The organism is Neorhizobium petrolearium (assembly GCF_017873175.1).
Lineage (GTDB): Bacteria > Pseudomonadota > Alphaproteobacteria > Rhizobiales > Rhizobiaceae > Neorhizobium > Neorhizobium petrolearium.
Genome location: NZ_JAGGJW010000007.1, coordinates 235,805 through 253,970, shown reverse-complemented (window position 1 = coordinate 253,970; position 18,166 = coordinate 235,805). Strand labels below are relative to the sequence as shown.

Below are 18,166 nucleotides of genomic sequence, written 5' to 3'. Positions count from 1 at the left end.
TCTTTATGTCAATATATAACTTGAATCGGAGTCGATATGACCAGATCGATGATTCAGCGATGACAGGAAACCGACCTGGGGTTATAGGCGTTGAGCTGCGTATCCCACCAGAGATTCCGAGGTATCCCATGAGCGACAACAGTCAGATAGCCGCCAACTGGGCGAGCCTCCCCTATCATCGGCGCTGGCTGCTGGATCAGGCTGACGGGCTCTTCGATTTCTTCCAATACAGGTCCATGAACCCGAAAGGTGGCTTCTTCGATCTCGATGACCGGGGAGCGCCGCTCGGCGGCGCAAATCCGGCCCGGGGCATCCATGCTTCCGCGCGGATGGTCCACTGCTTCTCGATAGGCTACCTGCTCGGCCGCCCCGGCTCCGGTGACGTGATCGACCACGGCATGCGCTATCTCTGGGAACGCCATCGCGACACGGAACATGGCGGCTATTTCTGGCAGATGAACGACGACGGCGCGGCCGATTCCGCCAAACAGGGCTATGGCCATGCCTTCGTATTGCTGGCCGCCGCCTCCGCCAAAGTTGCCGGCCACCCGATCGCCGACCGGATGTTGGCCGACATCACCGAAGTCCTGGAGACAAAATTCTGGGAAGCCCGCCACGGCGCAATCGCGGAAGAATTCAATCGCGACTGGACGCCGGTCGATGGCGGAACCTATCGCGGCCAGAATTCCAACATGCACCTGACAGAGGCGCTGATGGCCGCTTTCGAGGCGACCGGCGAGAAAGCCTATCTCGACAAGGCCGAAAGCATCGCCGATCTCGTCATCCACCGGTGTGCCGGCAGTGTCGGCTTCCGGGTCGCCGAGCATTTCGATGCGGAATGGACAATCGACAAGGACTATTACCATCCCGACGAGATGTTCCGTCCGGCCGGCACGACGCCCGGCCACTGGCTGGAATGGGCTCGCCTCGTATTGCAGCTCTGGACCCTCGGCGAAAGGAAGCATGCCTGGATGCCCGAGGCCGCGAAATCGCTCTTCGTACAGTCCATGTCACTCGGTTGGGACAAGCAAAAAGGCGGCTTCTTCTATACGCTCGACTGGCAGGACAGGCCGGCCAAGGTGAGCAAGCTCTGGTGGCCAATGTGCGAGGCGGTGGGGGCGGCGCATTTTCTGAATGAGCTCCTGCCGGCGGATCGCTTCTATGAGGACAGCTACCGGCTGATCTGGGGAACCATTGCGAACCGGTTCATCGATCATGGAAACGGCGGCTGGCACGAGGAACTGACCGAAGACCTCGTCCCGGCCCATACCCTGTTTCCTGGTAAGGGGGACATCTATCACGCCCTGCAGGCCTGCCTCATCCCGCTCTTTCCGGCAGCCGGCAGCCTGACCAAGGTCATCGCTGAGGCCGGCGGGCATATCTGAAAGCATCAACGACAGCGACGGAACCATAAGAGCCTGGACCAGTTCCTGTGTCATTGAAACGTGACATCGGAACTCGACCGCTCATGCTGAACAGTCTCGCTCAGGAATTTTCGCACGAGGCGCCCGTGACGATCGGCGTGCTGCTGACAAGATTGATTGGCGCCACAATTTTCTGCGGCCTCATCGGCCTCGAACGGGAATTCCGCAGGAACCCGGCCGGTTTGCGCACCAATATGCTGATCGGGCTTGCTGCCGCAGTGTTCACACTCGTCGGCCTTCAAATCATGCACGAATTCGGCGATCTACCGAATACCGTCCGGATCGATCCCGTCCGCCTTATCGAGGCGGTCACGGCCGGAATCGCTTTCCTGGCCGCCGGAGTAATCATCTACACGCGCGGCGACGTGAAGGGGTTGACCACCGGCGCCAGCATGTGGCTATCGGGTGCCATCGGGCTTTGCGTGGGATTCGGCATGTGGGTCGTCGCGTTCGCGGCAACGATGATCGGCATCATCATCCTCTGGCTGCTGCGCAAGACCGAAGTGGCTACCGGCATGAAAGAGGATTAGCGACTCAGGCGCCGGCTCGCCACGGGACCATGGCGCGGATATGGGTGACGAGTATTTCGTATTCGTACGGCTTGACGATCACCGCGGAATGTTCGAGCTCCTCCATCCCGGGCACGTTATTGTCGCCCGTCGCGAAGATAACCGGCAGGTGCGGCAGCGTTTCCCTTATCTTCAGGATGAGTTGCGGACCGCTCATCTCCGGCAAATTCACATCGGTGACGAGGATGTCGACCGGATGGTCTCCCATGGCGGCAAGCGCTTCATCGGCCGAGCCTGCTTCCACGACACTCATGCCGGAATCCTGCAGAAGATCCGCCGTCGATATGCGGATCAGGACTTCGTCTTCGACCAGCAGCACGGTAATCGGCACGTCGGAGCTCTCGGTTATGGCGCCCTCCTCGCCCATGGAGCGGGGCAGACAGATGTGAACGATCGTCCCGTTACCGGGCTCGCTTCGCAAAATGCATCGCACACATTTCCCAGGAGAGCCTCTTCGCAGCTGCGCCCGATAACAGCGGGATAGGCATCGATGATCCCCACGAGCCGCAATTCCCGGCCGAGAAGGACATAGGAATTGGGCGGGAGATTGAACAGCTGATCCAAGTCGATGTCGGAAAGCTCCGTCAATCGGAACATGCGTCGTCCCTGATGCCAATGCGATATCAGGTTATAGAATTTCCGCGACTATTGACAATTGAATTCAAGCGAGTGCTGAAAAACTCCCACAGCATCATCGCACTACACTAAAAAATACCTAAAGTCGCAATCCTGGTTCCAGTTCTGGTACGCGGGAGTTGCACGTGCCGCTCCTGCGCCACGTCGTGGAGAAACTGCACAAAGCCTCAGGGATTGAACGATCCGATATCACCTCGACATGGAAACCTTCCGGACCATTCGCCGGAAGGCCCCATCAGCTGGGCACAACGTACCGATATGTAATCCAGTTTACTTCGGAAGGTAATAACGGCCGCGCTCGTCGCGCTCCAGCCCACTCGACCGGAAGGTGTCGAGCTCGCGCACCACTTCCCGGCCATCACGGCTGCCGACGGCAGCCATCAATTCCTCGAAATGTTTCGGGCCTGCTTTCAGCGCCGCCTCGAGTGAAGGATAACGCTCGCCGGGATAGGAAGGAGCCTGCGGCGTCACCAGTTCCCAGTTCTGCGCATGCTGCACCGGCCAGGTCAGATCGTAACCGGCTTTCGCGCCGGAACGGGCGCCGTGCAGCGAGGGATCGAGAGGCGACAGCCGCACGCCTGTGGCAACCACGAGGTCGCGGTCCGCCTGGAAACGCGTGCCGAACGCCCATTCCATCTGACTGTCGTCGAAGATATCGATGTCTGGATCGACAACGAAGACGTTCTTGACGCCGACCGCGCCAAGGACCGCATAGAGTGCAGAACGCGCTTCGCCCGGATAGGTCTGGCGGATGGAAAAGCGCATGCTCATCGAGCCCCCGGCGGCGACCGGCGCATAGACGGCAACCGGCTGGCGCACCACCTCGCCAAGAATCTTCCAGACGTTCATCTCCATGCGGAGCGCCTCAAGATTGGACGTATCAGTATAGTCCATGCGATTGCCGCTGATGGTGGCGGTCTGGAACAGCGCATCCTTGCGGTGAGTGATCGCAGTGACGTGGAAAACCGGATTGGTCTTCACGACGCCGTAATAGCCGAGATACTCGCCATAGGGGCCTTCCTTTTCGACATAGCCACGCTCGTCGAAATAGCCTTCAATGACCATTTCGGCGTCGGCCGGCACCATGATGTCGTTCGTAACGCATTTGACGACCGGCAGCGGCGCGGCCCTCAGCGAGGAAATGAGTTCGAGCTCATCGACAGGCTCCTTCATCGTCGCTGAAACCATGTCGATTGGATGGCACCCAACCACATAGGCGACGTTAAGGCGCTCGCCGCGTTCGGCAGAAGCCATATACATGACGCGAAGATCACTGGGCGCGATCAGGTCGACACCGGCTTCCTGCGGGCCACGCAACATCAGGCGTCGCATGCCGCAATTGTAGCGGCCGTTCTTGGGGTCGATCGTGTAATCGATCGTTGCCGATATATAGGGCGCACCGTCGAGCGCGTGCTGGACGTGGACAGGCAATTTAAGAAGATCGGCATCCACACCGGTCAAAACGACCTGCTGCACCGGAGCCTCATCCTTCGAAAGTTTGACGAGTTCGGGTTTCAGCGACAGGCGGCGGCGCATTTCGAGCGCCACCTCGCCCGCCGGTACGCCGAAAGCCTTGGCAAGGCGCGACCGGCTGCCGACGACGTTGCCGACCAGTTCCTGCCCCTCCGGGCCGACATTCCTGAACCAGACAGCCTTCGGATTGTTCTGCAGGATGGCCGCGACGTCGGCGAGGTCGACTTTCTCCCCCCGGACATCCAACTCATCGGCATTCAAGCCCTCGACAAAATTCCTGAGCCGAAAGCGGTCAAGGTCGAGCGCGGCAGCGGATCTGGTTGTCGTGTTGATGGTCATTCTGTCCTCTCCCGGAAGCAGTTTTGCGTGCGTCGTTTTCTATCCACAACAGTTGATTAAATCAAATATAATTATACAATGTTGCATAAAGTCGCATTGGGAGACGCGACTGACCGGCTTTGATGCAACGCCGGGTCGTTCATTGGGAGGAACTTTATGCAGAAGATCACTCGTCGTTTCATGCTTGCAGCCTCGCTCGCATTCGGAGGCTCCTTCCTCGGGTTGTCGCCAGCCGCTGCCCAGGCGGATTTTCCAAGCCAGACTATCAGCATGATCTGTGCGTTTCCGGCCGGCAGCGGCGCAGACGTCATCGTCCGCTACTTCGCGGAAAAGATCGCAAAGCTCTCGGGTGCGACGATCATCGTGGAGAACAAACCGGGTGCCGGCGGCAATATCGCCGCCGAATACGTCGCCCGCGCAAAGCCGGACGGCTATACCATCTTCTTCCACACCGGCAGCGCCGTCGCCGGCAATATGCACATGTTCAAGAAGCCGCCGATCGATGTCGTAAAGGACCTTCAGATCGCCGCAACGATCAACAAGCAGCCGCACATGATCGCCGTACCGGTTTCCAGCCCGATCAAGAATATGAAGGAACTCACCGAATACCTGAAGAAGGAAGGTTCGAACGCAAGCTACGCCGTCAACAACACTTCCGGCAAGGTTCTGGCCGCGATCTACAAGGAGAAGGCCGGCCTGGAGACGGTTGAGGTCTCCTACAAGAGCAGCGCCGATTCGATGAACGATATCATGAGCGGCGCGATGACGTTCGCAGCCCAGGATCCGGTTTTCTCGCTCTCCCAGCTTCGCGAGGGCCGCTACCGCCTGTTGGCCGTCAGCTCTGCCAAGCGCATTCCAGGTGCACCTGACGTTCCGACCATGACGGAGGAAGGATATCCGATGGATCAGGTCGGCTGGTTTGCCATGATGGTTCCCTCTGAAACGCCGAAGGACATCGTCGACAAGATCAATGGCTGGACCAAGGAAGTCCTCAGCCAGGACGACGTCAGGAAGTTCGTGACCGATCAGGGCGGCGATGTCTTCATCAGCACGCCGGACGAAGGCCAGGAATACTTGAAGAAAGAAGTCGCAGCCTGGGCAGACTACGTCAAAATCGCCAACATCCCGCAGCAATAACGTGGCCCAATTCGCCACAATCAGTTCAGAAGACTGGCCGTCACCGGCGAAAAGCGGCGTAAGCACCGCTTTTCTTTTTCAGAACCGGACCATCTCTCTTTATTTGGGCAAACACGAAAAAAGCATATGCACTGCCGAGAGTGTGACCATCCCCCTATTGGACGTTGTGTCATACATCATGCTAAAAGTCGTTCCGGGAGAGGCAGCTGGGTTTCGTATGCACAGATGGAAGGGATTTTTCTTCGAGCAGTCGGCGGCGGGTGAGCATCATGGATATGCGCACGGTCGCCGATAGAACGGATGATTTCATCCAATCTTTCTTAAGTCGTCGGTTTTCTGCCGCCGAAGGTTACTTCATCGCGGCAGCGGGCGTGCTGATCGCCTTTGTGCTGCGCCTTGCCTTTTACGGCGTGTCTGTCGAGGGGCCGATATTCGTCTTCTTCGTCCCGCCAATTCTGATCGCCGCGGTTATCGGCGGCATGCGCTTTTCTCTTTTCGCCGTCGCCCTTTCGCTTCTGTCAGTCTATGCGATCAGGGAGTTTTCGCCACGAGGTGCCACATCTTCGGAAATGGTATCCATCGGCATTGTCGGCGTGATCATAGCCCTGATCGGACAAATGCTCCATTCCGCCCGCAAGGCAATCGAAAGAGCTCAGGTCAAGGCGGATTCCCGTGAGGCGCAGCTTCGTTCCGTGCTCGACACGGTGCTCGATGCCAGCATCGTCGCCACCAAGGACGGAACGATCGTCTCCTTCAACGCGGCGGCGGTCCGTCAGTTTGGATATACGGAAGACGAGGTGATCGGGCAGAATCTCCGCATACTGATGCCGGAGCCTTATCGTCGGGAGCATGACGGCTACATGGAGAGATATCTGAGGACTGGCGAAAAGCGGATCATCGGCATCGATCGCGTCGTCTTCGGACGCCGCAAGGATGGCTCGACTTTTCCTATGAAGCTCGCTGTCGGCGAAACTCATACAGGTGGAGAAATCTTCTTCACAGGCTTCGTCCGAGACCTGACGGAACGGGAGGAATCGGCCGCGCGCCTGCAGGAGATGCAGGGAGAGCTGGCACGGCTCGCGCGCCTCAATGAAATGGGCGAAATGGCGTCCACCCTTGCCCATGAGCTTAACCAGCCGCTCTCCGCCATCGCCAACTATGTCCACGGATGCGCGCGTCTTTTGCGCGACATGGACGAACCGGTTGCGATTCGTATGCGCGAGGCTTTGGAGGAGACCGCCAATCAGTCGCTGCGCGCCGGGCAGATCATCAAGCAGCTACGTGAATTCGTCATCAAAGGTGAAACGGAAAAATCGCCTCAAAACATTCGCCGGCTGATCGAAGACGCCGGCGCTTTGGCGCTTGTCGGTTCGCGCGAGAAAGGCGTCCAGACGATTTTCGAGTTCACGCCTGGCACGGAAACAGTCGTTGCGGATCGCATACAGATACAGCAGGTTCTGACAAATCTGATGCGCAACGCCATCGAAGCCATGCAAGACAGCCCGCGGCGTGAACTCGCAATCCGGACCGTCCAGGAAAACGATGACATGATGGCCGTGATCGTCCAGGATACCGGGCCGGGCATCTCTGGCGAGATCACCGACCAGCTTTTCAAACCCTTCGTCACCACCAAGGCAGGCGGTATGGGGATAGGGCTTTCGATTTCCAAACGCATCATTGAAGCTCACGGCGGAGAGATGACGGTGTCGCGCAATCCAGCTGGAGGGGCGACGTTCCGTTTCACGCTTCCGATCGACATGGGGGAACGTGAGAATGCAGACAGGTGACTATACGGTCCATATCGTCGATGACGAGGAGGCGGTCAGGAAGTCCCTTGCCTTCATGCTGACCATGAACGGCTTTGCCGTGCGCGTCCATGAAACGGCCTCATCCTTCCTGCAATTCGCTCCCAACATCCGCAATGGCATACTGGTGACGGACCTGCGCATGCCTGACATGACGGGTGTCGAGCTTATCCGCAGATTGACTTCAACCCGTGCGAAGATCCCGGCAGTCGTTATCACCGGTCATGGCGATGTTCCGATGGCAGTAGAGGCGATGAAGGCCGGCGCTGTCGATTTCATCGAGAAACCCTTCGAAGACATCATCATCATCGAAGCGATCCGGCGTGCCGCCGGACAGATCCCGGACAAACCGCTCGATGTCGACAGCACAACGGAAGTGCTGACGCGCCTTGAAAGCCTAAGCGACCGGGAGCGGCAGGTGCTGGCTGCTGTCGTTGCCGGCCTTCCGAACAAATCCATTGCCTATGATCTCGATATCAGCCCTCGAACGGTCGAGGTACATCGAGCAAACGTCATGGCCAAGATGAAGGCGAGAAGCTTGCCTCAGCTCGTCCGCATGGCGATGGCCGTCGGCTTCTCCTGGCAATGAGGCCCGTAAATTATTTTGGATTTCTTGATCTAACGCAAAGCGCACAACTCCGATAGGCTCTAGAGGCCTGATGCAAGCGGTAGTTCGACCGTCCCATCCGCGGGAAGTTCTGTGCTGGCATCATCGGGGATAATCATCGTTATCGCTCCGGATCTTGGTCTCCGGCAATCACTGACGTTCGCGCTCGAGGTGGAGGGATATCAGGTCGAAGCCTATGATTCCTGGGCCAAGGGACGGGTTCCCATCGCGCCAGTGCGTTGTATGATCGTCGATGATCAGATACTGCGTGGCCATCACGACCTCCGGCAAGAACTCCTCGCCTCAGGCCATGCGGTTATCCTGCTCACCGATGGCATGTCCCCGCCTTTGGAGAACAATCCCTGGATCACCCTCACAAAGCCTTTTGATGGCGCCGATCTAGTGGATCTCGTGAAACACGTCGCACGAGCAACCTGACAATTTGTCCGAACCGCTTCCTCCCCCTCCACTACGTAAATACCCCTAGTGATACAACCGAATTTATCCCTGCCCCGTCGCGAGGCATCCTGAGATCACACCAAGGGGAGAACCGACGATATGCAGACCGCAGCCGCTCATCCTATGCGACGGGAACTTGCACTGGGCCGGCCGATGTCGATCGTATCTCCGACAGCGGGTTTTCCGCAGACATATTCCATCGTCACCTTCGATGCAGGATCGGAAATCTACGCTCCTGGCGACAAGGCTGGCACATTTTACCAGGTCGAATTCGGCGCGGTGCGCGTGCATCGCCTGCTGTCGGATGGAAGGAGGCAGGTCATTGCCTTCCATCTGGCCGGGGAGACCTTTGGGTTCGAGGCGGACCGGACCCATAGTTTCTTCGCCGAAGCCATTACCCAAACAGGGCTGCGTGCCATCAGCCGCCCCGCAAACGGCGAAGCCTCTCCGGAGCTTCTCACGCTGGCGCTGCGCGGCATGCTGCGCGCCCACGAGCATATCATGATGATCGGTCGCCAGACGGCGGTGGAGCGGATCTCCGGATTCCTGGTCGACATGGCGAATCGCCAGGGCGGGATCGAATATTTTGACCTGCCGATGAGCCGTTTGGATATCGCCGACTATTTAGGCCTGACAATCGAAACGGTGTCGCGCGTTTTGGCAAAACTCCGTTCGTCCGGTCTGATCAAACTACGCAGCATTCGTTGCGTCGAACTTAAGAAGCTCGAAACGCTCCGCAGTCTCTGTGCATGAACTGAAGTAGCAATAATCCGGCGGGTCATGCGGAAAAAGCACCGCGGATCACCTCGCCCGCGCCGATCACATTCCTTTTGAACACATCCTGTCGAGCAGGCTCCGCATTTTGCGCACAATCTCGCCACTCGTCTCGTGGGAGACAGGCGCCTGAAATCCGAAGGCAATCGCGCGTTCGTCCCTGCATTCGACCGGCTGGCGGCAAGAGCTGTGAATTTCGTGCACCCCGGTGGCGTGCACGACCCGCTCGACATTGGAAAGGTTGATACCGCCGCCGGGCATGATCGAGATGCGCCCTCCTGCCTGCTCCATCAACTGACGGATAAGGTCGATCCCCTCCGGACCACTCATCTTGAGACCCGATGTCAGGACGCGCTCGGCCCCGAGCTCGATTGCCTGCTCCAAAGCTTCAAAAGGGTCGGGAACCAGGTCGAAAGCCCGGTGCAGCGTCACACCCAAGCCTTCGGCGCATCCCATCAGACGCTTGAGCATTGGCAGGTCGAGGGCCATGTCCGGGCGGCTCGCACCGATCACTACGCCAGCCAGGCCCGTCGCCCGCACGGCCTCTATATCGGTCATCATCGCCGCTTCGTTGTCGGCATCGAAAATGAAATTGCCCGCACGCGGTCGGATGATCGCATAGACCGGGATCGGTACCCTTGCGGCAAGCGCCATTATCCCGGGCGGCGCAGTCAGGCCTCCGACATCGAGCGCAGCACAGAGTTCAACACGGTTCGCTCCACCGGCGACGGCGGCGGCAAGCCCCTCAGGGCTATCGACACAGACTTCGAGAAGCACCGGCAAATCAGCCTCCCTGGTGGCCGAGCACGGCAGCACCGACCAATCCGCCGTCTTCCTGGCGGAGCGCGGGTGTCACCAGCGGGTGATCGAAACGGTTGAGGATGCGTTTGCGCACCGCCTTGTCGAGCGCATCGATCAGCGGCATCACGGAAGCGAGCCCGCCCCCCACCGGCACAATCGAAGCGCCAGTGACATTGACCGCGAGCGCCAACGGGTCGGCGATCAGTTCAAGCCAGACGGCAACGGTCTTCACCGCCCTCGCCCCACCGATCTGCCAGTCCTCCAGGATGCGGTAGCTTGTCTCCTCCTGGCTGTGCAGAAAGTGGTGCAGCCGCTCGATGCCACGTGCGCCGCCTATCGTGTCGACGCAGCCAGACTGGCCGCAGCCGCAGGAAAACCTTGGGATATGCAGCGTCTCACCGTTGAGTTCGACGGTCGTGTTCAGGATCGGGCCATGCCCCCATTCGCCGGTAACGCCGCCGGCGCCGCGCACCAGCCGCCCGTCGATTGCCAACCCTCCGCCAATGCCCGTGCCCATGATGGCGCAGAAGACGACCGAATGGCCACGGCCGACGCCCTCGTTCGCCTCTGCAAGTGTCAGGCAATCGGCATCATTGGCGGCAAGCACGGGCCGGCCAAGAATTTCCGCAAGCTCGTCGCCAATACGCCGCCCCGTAATGCAGGGAATGTTGGCCGATGTCGCGACACCGTCGCGCGGATCGATGAGGCCTGCAATCGACAGCGCCAGCGGAGATTCCGGATCGCCTGCATGGGCGTTGCGCGCGACCAGCGACGCCAGCAAAGACGAGAGCCGGCCCCAATCCGCGGCAGGTGTCGCCACCTTTCCGAGCGGCACCAGCGCACCGGGCACGGGCGAGACGGCAAACTTCATGAAAGACCCGCCGATATCGACGCAGAAGACTGGCCTGGCCGGCCCGGTCCGGCCTGTGGTGTGAGATGTGGCGGTCGCGATCGTCATTTACGCGGATCCAGAAGGTCGCGCAGTCCGTCACCCAGGATGTTGAACCCGAGCACGGTGATCATGATTGCGAGGCCCGGAAACAAGGACATCCAGATATTCAGGCCGAGATAATTGCGTCCGTCGCTCATCATGGCGCCCCATTCCGGCAACGGCGGCTGGGCGCCGAGACCGAGGAAGGACAGGCTTGCGGCGGACAAAATGACGGTCCCTGCCGTCAGCGTCGACTGCACGATGATCGGCCCGATCGCATTGCGCAGGATATAGTGCGTCATGATGCGGCGGCGCGAGACACCGAGCGAGATTGCGGCTTCGACATAGTCCATGCTCTTCAGGCCAAGCGTGAGGTTTCGGCTGAGACGCGCGTAGACCGGCACCGAGAAAATGGCAATGGCGATCAGAAGATTGACGAGGCTGGTGCCGAGAACGCTGACGATCAGGATGGCGAGCACAATGCCCGGAAAGGCGAAGAGAATGTCCATCGTCCACATGATCGCCTGATCAACGTAACGGCCGCTCATGCCGGAAAGGATGCCGAGCGGCACACCAACGGCGACCGCCAACCCGACGCTCAAGACCACTTCGATCAGCGAGATGCGTGCGCCGTAGATGACGCGGGCAAGGATATCGCGGCCATTGTCATCCGTGCCGAACGGATGCGCCCAGGACGGCGGCTCCATGGTCGCGAGCAGATCTTGCACATAAGGATCGGCGGGCGCGATCAGTGGCGCGAAGATCGCGGCCAGCACGATGATGCCGATCAGGAAGCCGCCGAGCGCGATACTGCGATGAGTAACCACCCACCGAAACCCTCGAAGAAAAACCGGCCGGCGCGGAGCGATATCGGTTTCGATCGTCGCCATCAGTCGAACCTTATCTTCGGGTTGAGGAAGGCGATCAGCAATTCCGCCAGGAAATTCATCACCACCACGCCGGTGACCGCGACGAGCGTCACGCCCTGAATGACCGGATAGTCGCGATAACGCACCGCATCTACAAGAAACCGCCCGATGCCCGGCCAGTTGAAGACGGATTCGGTGACCACTGCACCGCCCATCAGGCTGCCGAAATTGAGGCCGACGATAGTGATGATCGGGATCAGCGCGTTGCGCAGCGCATGGCTCCAGTAGATCGTCCGCGGCGCCACCCCTTTTGCATAGGCCGTGCGAATATAATCCTGCGACAGCACTTCGATCATGCTGGACCGAGTCATGCGGGCGATAACGGCGGTCGGCAATACGGCAAGCGTGATCGATGGAAGAATGAAGCTCTTCCAGGATTGAGCACCGAGCAGTGGCAACCAACCGAGCTGAACGGAAAATGTGTTCATCGCCATCAGTGCCAGCCAGAAATTGGCAACCGACGCGCCGGCGATCGCCAGGATCATGACGATCTGGTCCGGCCAGCCATGACGGTAGATGGCCGCGATCATGCCCGCTGGCACGCCGGCACCAATCGCGAGAAGATAGGCAGTGATCGCCAGTGCGATGGTGAACGGCAGGCGCTCGCCGATCTCGTCGGTGACCGGCAGCTTGGACTTGATGGAAACACCGAGGTTCCCTCCCACCGCGTCGTAGGCGAAAGCGGCATATTGCTCCGGCAGGCTGCGGTCGAGGCCGAGCCGTGCCGTCATGTTATCGACCGCTTCCTGCGTCGCTTCGGGGCCTGCCATCAGCCTCGCCGGATCGCCGGGCAGTGCTCGGATCGCGATGAAGACCAGAAGCGACACGCCGATCAGGATCAGCGGCAGGGCCAGCAGTTTCTTGACGATATAGGCTTTCATCCAACCGCTATCTCTTGAGACCAGTTCGCGGCCTCGGTCACTGAAAAAGAAACGGCGGGCGGATTTCTCCACCCGCCGTCGTTTCACGATCCTACTGCTTCTTGGCGTCCTTGACGACGATCAGGCCGCCCGGGATCACCCACGCGCCCTTGACGCCGGCGCGCGTCGCAAAAAGGTCCTGCTTCGTATAGAGCAGCACATGGGGCGCCTGCTCGTTCACGACCTTCTGGGCATCGACATAGATCGCGTTGCGGGCCTTCTCGTCGAGCGTCGAGGCAGCCTTGTCGATCAGTTCGTCAAGTTTCGGATCGTTGAAGAAACCAAGGTTGGCGCCGGCCGGAGATGCGCTCTTCGAATAGTAGAGCGGGCGGAACTGCAGGTCGGCACCGTTGACGCCCGACGACCAGGAGGCGATCGAGGAACCGATATTCTCTTTCTCCTTCCCCGCGGGATCGAGGAACGCGGCCTTAGACCAGACGCCGCCTTCCATCTTGCGGACTTCGAGCTTGACGCCGGCCTTGGCCCACATGGCCTGCAAGAGTTCGCCGATACGCGCCTCCTGCTCCTGCACGATGGTGGTCATCGAGAAGCCGTCCGGATAACCGGCCTCCTTCAAAAGCTGTTTTGCCTTCTCGACATCGTAGGTATAAGGCGCGAGCGACTTGTCATAACCGGGCGTGACCGGCGCCAGCGGCGAATTGGCCGGCGTCGCATAGCCCTGCATGAAAGCCTTGACGATGCCTTCACGGTCTGTTGCATAATTCAACGCCTGACGGACACGCACATCGTCGAGCGGCTTCATCCTGGTGTTGAGCGAGACCCAGAAAACAGCCGAGCCGTCCGTTGTGCTGAGCTGCATCTCCGGGTTGGCCTTGACCTGCTGGGCGAAGGCGGAAGGGAACGGGTTGATGACATCGGCATCGCCCGTCTGCAGCGCCATGTTCATGACGGACGGTTCGGGCGTCCATGTCCACCTGATCTCGTCCTCGCCCTTCGGCTCACCACCCCACCAGTCCGGATTCTTCACTTCCAGGACGTATTCGCCGGACTTATATTCCTGCAGCTTGTAAGGGCCGGTACCAACCGCCTTGGCGCCGATCGTACCGGCAGCGTCAGCAGTCGGGCTCACCATCAGGCAAGGGCCGGTGGTCAACAGCGCCAGAAACGCCGGATACTGGGTCTTCAGCTTGAACTGAACCGTCATCGAATCGACCGCCGTGACGGCTTCGAGGAATGTGCGCAGGCGGCCACTGGCGGCGAGACCGCGCTTGGTGTCGAGATGACGAGCGAAGTTCTTGACCACAGCATCGGCATCGAAGGGCGTGCCGTCATGGAACTTGACGCCAGTGCGCAGCTTGAACGTCCAGACAAGGCCTGAGGCATCGGCCGACCATTCGGTAGCAAGCGCCGGCTTCAACGACAGATCGGGATCGCGCTTGATGAGGCCTTCATACATCGGATCGAGCAGCGCCGCCGTATAGGTCGCCGTCTGGTCGCCCGGATCCATGGAACGCGGAGCTTCGGTCTGCATCACGTTGAGCGTGGCGGCACTAGCCGCAATCGGGAAAACGATGCCCGCCGCCACTGCGGAAGCAAGCGCAAAACGACGGCTTTTCAGGAATATGGTCATGATTGTTCACCCTTGGTTTTGTTGATTTATGGGGCGGACTTTGCCCCCTTAGATCATTTTTATAATTTATTGGCGTTGATTTGTTCATTTTCTGAACTTAGTGTCAAGCCACTATCACCGAGAGCCTACAGTCCCTTGAACGCCATGCTCACCTCGTCCCAGCGCCAGTTGCTGCGCGTCATCAGTGAAGCCGGTCCGCTCAGTCGCACCGAGATGGCAAGCATGCTGGGCTTGAGCAAAGCGGCAATGAGCGGCATCGCCCGCGACCTCATCGATCTCGGCGTGCTCCATGAGACGGAGACGGTCTACGGCCAGGGCCGGCCGTCGATCCTGCTCGACCTGCATCCGGAATGCGCCTTCTTCGTCGGCATATCGTTGCTCGAAGATCCCGCGCCTATGATCCTGAGCGATCTGAACGGCAGGATCATTGCAAGGCAGGCGATGCCTCTGTCGCGCGATCCGAAGGTCATCGCCGAAGCGATCACCGAAGGCCTGCCAAGACTTCTCGAAGCCCATCCGGAGGCCGGAGAAAAGCTCTCCGGCATCGGCGTGGCGCTTTCCGGCTTCGTCGACGAGACCCAGGCGAACTGCGTGCAATCCACGCTGCTCAACTGGCAAGACGTGCCGCTGGCCAGGATCATCCGCGAGCGATCCGGCGTCGAGACCTTCATCGAGAATGACGCGAAGGCCGTTGCCGTGAGCGAAAAACTGTTCGGCAGCGCCCGAGAGATACAGAATTTCAGCGTCGTCTCATTGGGCGACGGCATTGGCTGCGCCCATTTCATCGAAGGCAAGCTCTATCGCGGCAATCACGGCGGCGCCGGCGAAATCGCCCACTGCACCATCGAGTCCGGCGGCGTACCTTGTCGCTGCGGCAAGCGTGGCTGCCTCGATACCGTCGCGTCCATGAAGGCGATCAAGGAAATGTCGCGCGCCGAAGGGCTCGAATGCACCTCGCTCTCCGACATCGAAGAGAAGGCCTCCACCGGCAATGCCGCGGCGATCCGCATCCTGCATCGCGCCGGTTCGGCGCTAGGACTCGCCATCGCCAATCTCATCCAGATGAACGACCCCGGCCTCATCCTGATCACCCATGTCGAAGGCTCGTTCGACGGGCTGTTCGGCACGGTGCTCAATCAGGCGGTCGAAACCAACGTGCTGCCCCGCTACGCCGGCCAGACGCCAATCCGCATCAAGCGCGTTGATGGCGACGTCTGGGCGCGAGGTGCTGCGAGCATCGCAGCCCATAATTTCCTGATCGGCCCCAACTCCAACTGAGGTTTCCCTCCATGCCCTTGCGCATCGCTGTCGGCGGCATCCATATCGAATGCAGCACCTACAATCCGGTTCTGAACGAGGAGAAGGATTTTCGCGTCGTGCGCGGCGGAGAGCTGACGGCGGCGCCCTATTTCGCCTTCCTCAAGGATTATGACGCCGAATTCCTGCCGACTATCCACGCCCGTGCGATTGCCGGCGGCCCGGTCGCCCGCGGAACCTACGAAAAGTTCAAGTCGGAATTCCTGGAGCGCCTGAAGCCGCTTTTGCCGCTTGACGGCCTCTACCTCGCCATGCATGGCGCCATGTATGTCGAGGGCATGGAAGATGCAGAGGGTGACTGGATCATCGCCGCCCGCGAGCTCGTCGGTCCGGACTGCACGGTCTCGGCGAGCTACGACCTGCACGGCAACGTCACCCAGCGGATCATCGATGCGCTCGATATGTATTCCACCTATCGCACCGCGCCGCATATCGATGTCGAGGAAACCATGCGCCGCGCGGTGACGATGCTGGTCAAAAGCCTAACGACCGGTGTGAAGCCGACGCTTCTCTGGGCACCCATTCCGGTCGTATTGCCCGGAGAGCGTACATCGACGGTCGACGAGCCGGCGAAGAGCCTCTACGCCTTGATGCCGGAAATCGACGCCATTGAAGGCGTCTGGGATGCCTCATTGATGGTGGGTTATGTCTGGGCCGACGAACCGCGCGCCACCGCCGCGGCGATCATGACCGGCACCGATCGCGCCGTGCTGGAGCGGGAGGCGAAACGCGTCGCAAAGGCCTATTGGGATGCGCGTGAACAATTTGTATTCGGCTGCGAGACAGGCTCGATCGAGGAATGCGTCAACAAGGCAATCGCTTCGAAGACAGCCCCGGTCGTGCTCGCCGAATCCGGCGACAACCCGACCGGCGGCGGCGTTGGCGACCGCGCCGAGGTGCTGGCCCAACTGATCGCCAGGGGTGCCACCGGCGTCATCTTCGCCGGCATCGCCGACAAGCCTGCAACCGATGCCTGCTATGCTGCGGGCGTTGGTGCCGAACTGGACCTCTCGATCGGAGCTTCGCTCGATGCGATCAACAGCAAACCGATCGAAGCCAAGGTAAAGGTCAAGTTCCTCCACGAGACGGCAGACCTCGCCGACCGTCAGGCCGTTGTCGTCATCGGTGACGTCGAACTCGTACTCTCGGCCAAGCGCCGGCCCTACCACAACATCGTCGACTTCACCCGACTCGGCCTCGATCCGCACAAAGCGAAGATCATCGTCGTCAAGTCGGGTTATCTCTCGCCGGAACTGGCACCGATCGCCAATCCGAACCTCATGGCTCTGTCGCCCGGCGTGGTCGACCAGTTCGTCGAACGGCTGGAATGTGCCCGCAGAGAGCGGCCAATCTATCCTTTCGACAAGGATTTCTCCTACGAGCCGCAGGTCTTCCTTTCGGCACGATCGAAAGATCGCTGAACCGCCGCCGCGAGTATCCGAGTGGTCGCTCAGGCCACCTGCCCTCTCCACGTCTCGCTGATGCGGCGGATGGCCTGCAGAAGATTGGCAGTCGGCGGCGTCATCAGACCCTTCTTGCGGCGGTAGACGCGGAACGTCCGCTGCCAGTCGAGTTCGGGCACGTTGACACGCGCCATCTCGCCCCGTTCAACCTCCTCGCGCACCAGCGGCAACGGCATCCAGCAGAACAGCGACTCCGATAAAACCGCCGCCTTCAGCACCGGCACGGAGCGCGAGATGATCGATGGGGCATTCGGCTCCAGTGCGTTGTCGTGGAATCGGCGCTGCCACTCGCGCACCGTCGGAGTGCCCGGCGGAGGCAGGGCCCAGTCGAAATCCGCCGCCTCTTCAAGCGTCACATGGTCCCGCCTGACGATGGGATGGTCGCAACGAGCGAAGACAGACACCGTATCGTGCAGGATGTCCGGCGTGGCGATGACTATATCGTCGTCGAGGTAGGGTTCGGGTGAAATCGCGATGTCGACCGTTCCCCCCTTCAGCGCCTCCAGAACCCGGTCTTCGAGATCCTCGATGATCTGATATTGCACTTCCGGATGCTGTTTGCGCATCTCGCGGATGACGGTGATGATGAAACCGCTGACGACGCTCGCCACGCCGCCGATCCGCACGACGCCGCGGCTGGCTCCCTGCATCTGCTGTATGACATCGGAGGCATTGCCAATCTCCGACACGACCAACTTGGCATAAGGCAGCAGCGCATCTCCGAATACGGTAGGCACCACGCCGCGGGTCGTCCGCTCGAACAGCGGTACACCATAACTGTCTTCAAGGCGCTTCAGCATGCGGGTGATGGCCGGCTGCGTCATGTTCAATGCATTCGCGGCCGCGCCCAGACTCCCGCGTCGGGCACATTCCAGCATGATCTGGGCAGAACGCACATCCAAAGTCATGCCCTCGTGTAATGGATTCTTGGAAATTCTTCAATTCCAAGACAGGGCGCTATCTGCGACACTGATAGGGATATAGTGCACGC

17 protein-coding genes are annotated in these 18,166 nt (G+C 60.0%); 9 read left to right on the top strand and 8 right to left on the bottom strand.

Going from position 1 to position 18,166, the window contains the following annotated elements:
* Positions 1–128: 128 nt before the first annotated feature.
* A complete protein-coding gene (locus tag J2046_RS15630) occupies positions 129–1,385 on the top strand; it encodes an AGE family epimerase/isomerase (RefSeq protein WP_210053258.1) in 1,257 nt (418 codons plus the stop codon).
* A gap of 83 nt (positions 1,386–1,468) precedes the next feature.
* Positions 1,469–1,954, top strand: a complete 486-nt coding sequence (locus J2046_RS15625; protein WP_210053257.1) for an MgtC/SapB family protein — start codon at positions 1,469–1,471, stop codon at positions 1,952–1,954.
* 4 nt (positions 1,955–1,958) lie between these two features.
* On the opposite strand, the gene J2046_RS15620 is transcribed toward J2046_RS15625, so the two are convergent.
* Both J2046_RS15620 and J2046_RS15615 read right to left on the bottom strand, forming a co-directional pair.
* A complete protein-coding gene (locus J2046_RS15620) occupies positions 1,959–2,414 on the bottom strand; it encodes a response regulator (protein ID WP_210053256.1) in 456 nt (151 codons plus the stop codon).
* 485 nt (positions 2,415–2,899) lie between these two features.
* Positions 2,900–4,441 (bottom strand): UbiD family decarboxylase, encoded by a 1,542-nt coding sequence (locus J2046_RS15615; RefSeq protein ID WP_210053255.1) that lies wholly within the window; start codon positions 4,439–4,441, stop codon positions 2,900–2,902.
* A gap of 156 nt (positions 4,442–4,597) precedes the next feature.
* Between J2046_RS15615 and J2046_RS15610 the strand changes: the two genes are divergently transcribed.
* The 5 genes from J2046_RS15610 (at position 4,598) to J2046_RS15590 (ending at position 9,202) form a co-directional block, all read left to right on the top strand.
* Positions 4,598–5,578, top strand: a complete 981-nt coding sequence (locus J2046_RS15610; RefSeq protein WP_210053254.1) for a Bug family tripartite tricarboxylate transporter substrate binding protein — start codon at positions 4,598–4,600, stop codon at positions 5,576–5,578.
* A gap of 269 nt (positions 5,579–5,847) precedes the next feature.
* Entirely contained in the window at positions 5,848–7,365 is a 1,518-nt protein-coding gene (locus J2046_RS15605) for a PAS domain-containing sensor histidine kinase (protein WP_325169761.1), read from the top strand.
* On the top strand, positions 7,352–7,972 hold the full coding sequence (gene fixJ, locus J2046_RS15600; protein ID WP_210053253.1) for a response regulator FixJ: 621 nt from the start codon (positions 7,352–7,354) through the stop codon (positions 7,970–7,972). The genes J2046_RS15605 and fixJ overlap by 14 nt, the downstream gene beginning before the upstream one ends.
* A gap of 111 nt (positions 7,973–8,083) precedes the next feature.
* Positions 8,084–8,428, top strand: a complete 345-nt coding sequence (locus tag J2046_RS15595) for a response regulator transcription factor (RefSeq protein WP_325169760.1) — start codon at positions 8,084–8,086, stop codon at positions 8,426–8,428.
* A gap of 120 nt (positions 8,429–8,548) precedes the next feature.
* Positions 8,549–9,202: a helix-turn-helix domain-containing protein gene (locus tag J2046_RS15590; RefSeq protein ID WP_210053252.1), complete on the top strand. Its 654-nt coding sequence runs from the start codon at positions 8,549–8,551 to the stop codon at positions 9,200–9,202.
* Positions 9,203–9,268: 66 nt separating this feature from the next.
* Here the strand turns inward: J2046_RS15590 and J2046_RS15585 are convergent, their stop codons facing one another.
* The 5 genes from J2046_RS15585 to J2046_RS15565 form a co-directional block, all read right to left on the bottom strand.
* The gene (locus J2046_RS15585) at positions 9,269–10,006 is read right to left on the bottom strand and encodes a copper homeostasis protein CutC (protein WP_210053251.1); all 738 of its coding nucleotides are present in this window, start codon (positions 10,004–10,006) and stop codon (positions 9,269–9,271) included.
* Between the two features lies 1 nt (position 10,007).
* A complete protein-coding gene (locus tag J2046_RS15580) occupies positions 10,008–10,982 on the bottom strand; it encodes an ROK family protein (RefSeq protein ID WP_210053250.1) in 975 nt (324 codons plus the stop codon).
* Positions 10,979–11,845 carry an ABC transporter permease gene (locus J2046_RS15575; protein WP_210053249.1) on the bottom strand — a complete coding sequence of 289 codons (867 nt, stop codon included), beginning with the start codon at positions 11,843–11,845 and terminating at the stop codon, positions 10,979–10,981. Before J2046_RS15575 ends, J2046_RS15580 begins: the two co-directional genes overlap by 4 nt.
* Positions 11,845–12,765, bottom strand: coding sequence for an ABC transporter permease (locus J2046_RS15570; RefSeq protein WP_210053248.1), 921 nt, complete (start codon positions 12,763–12,765; stop codon positions 11,845–11,847). The genes J2046_RS15575 and J2046_RS15570 overlap by 1 nt, the downstream gene beginning before the upstream one ends.
* A gap of 91 nt (positions 12,766–12,856) precedes the next feature.
* Entirely contained in the window at positions 12,857–14,395 is a 1,539-nt protein-coding gene (locus J2046_RS15565; RefSeq protein WP_210053247.1) for an ABC transporter substrate-binding protein, read from the bottom strand.
* 144 nt (positions 14,396–14,539) lie between these two features.
* On the opposite strand from J2046_RS15565, the gene J2046_RS15560 reads away from it, so the two are divergent.
* Together J2046_RS15560 and J2046_RS15555 are read left to right on the top strand one after the other, a co-directional pair.
* Positions 14,540–15,673, top strand: a complete 1,134-nt coding sequence (locus tag J2046_RS15560; RefSeq protein WP_210053427.1) for an ROK family transcriptional regulator — start codon at positions 14,540–14,542, stop codon at positions 15,671–15,673.
* 17 nt (positions 15,674–15,690) lie between these two features.
* Complete coding sequence (locus J2046_RS15555) at positions 15,691–17,133, top strand: M81 family metallopeptidase (RefSeq protein ID WP_210053425.1); 1,443 nt, start codon at positions 15,691–15,693, stop codon at positions 17,131–17,133.
* Positions 17,134–17,162: 29 nt separating this feature from the next.
* Here the strand turns inward: J2046_RS15555 and J2046_RS15550 are convergent, their stop codons facing one another.
* On the bottom strand, positions 17,163–18,083 hold the full coding sequence (locus tag J2046_RS15550; RefSeq protein ID WP_210053246.1) for a LysR family transcriptional regulator: 921 nt from the start codon (positions 18,081–18,083) through the stop codon (positions 17,163–17,165).
* Positions 18,084–18,166 lie beyond the last annotated feature (83 nt).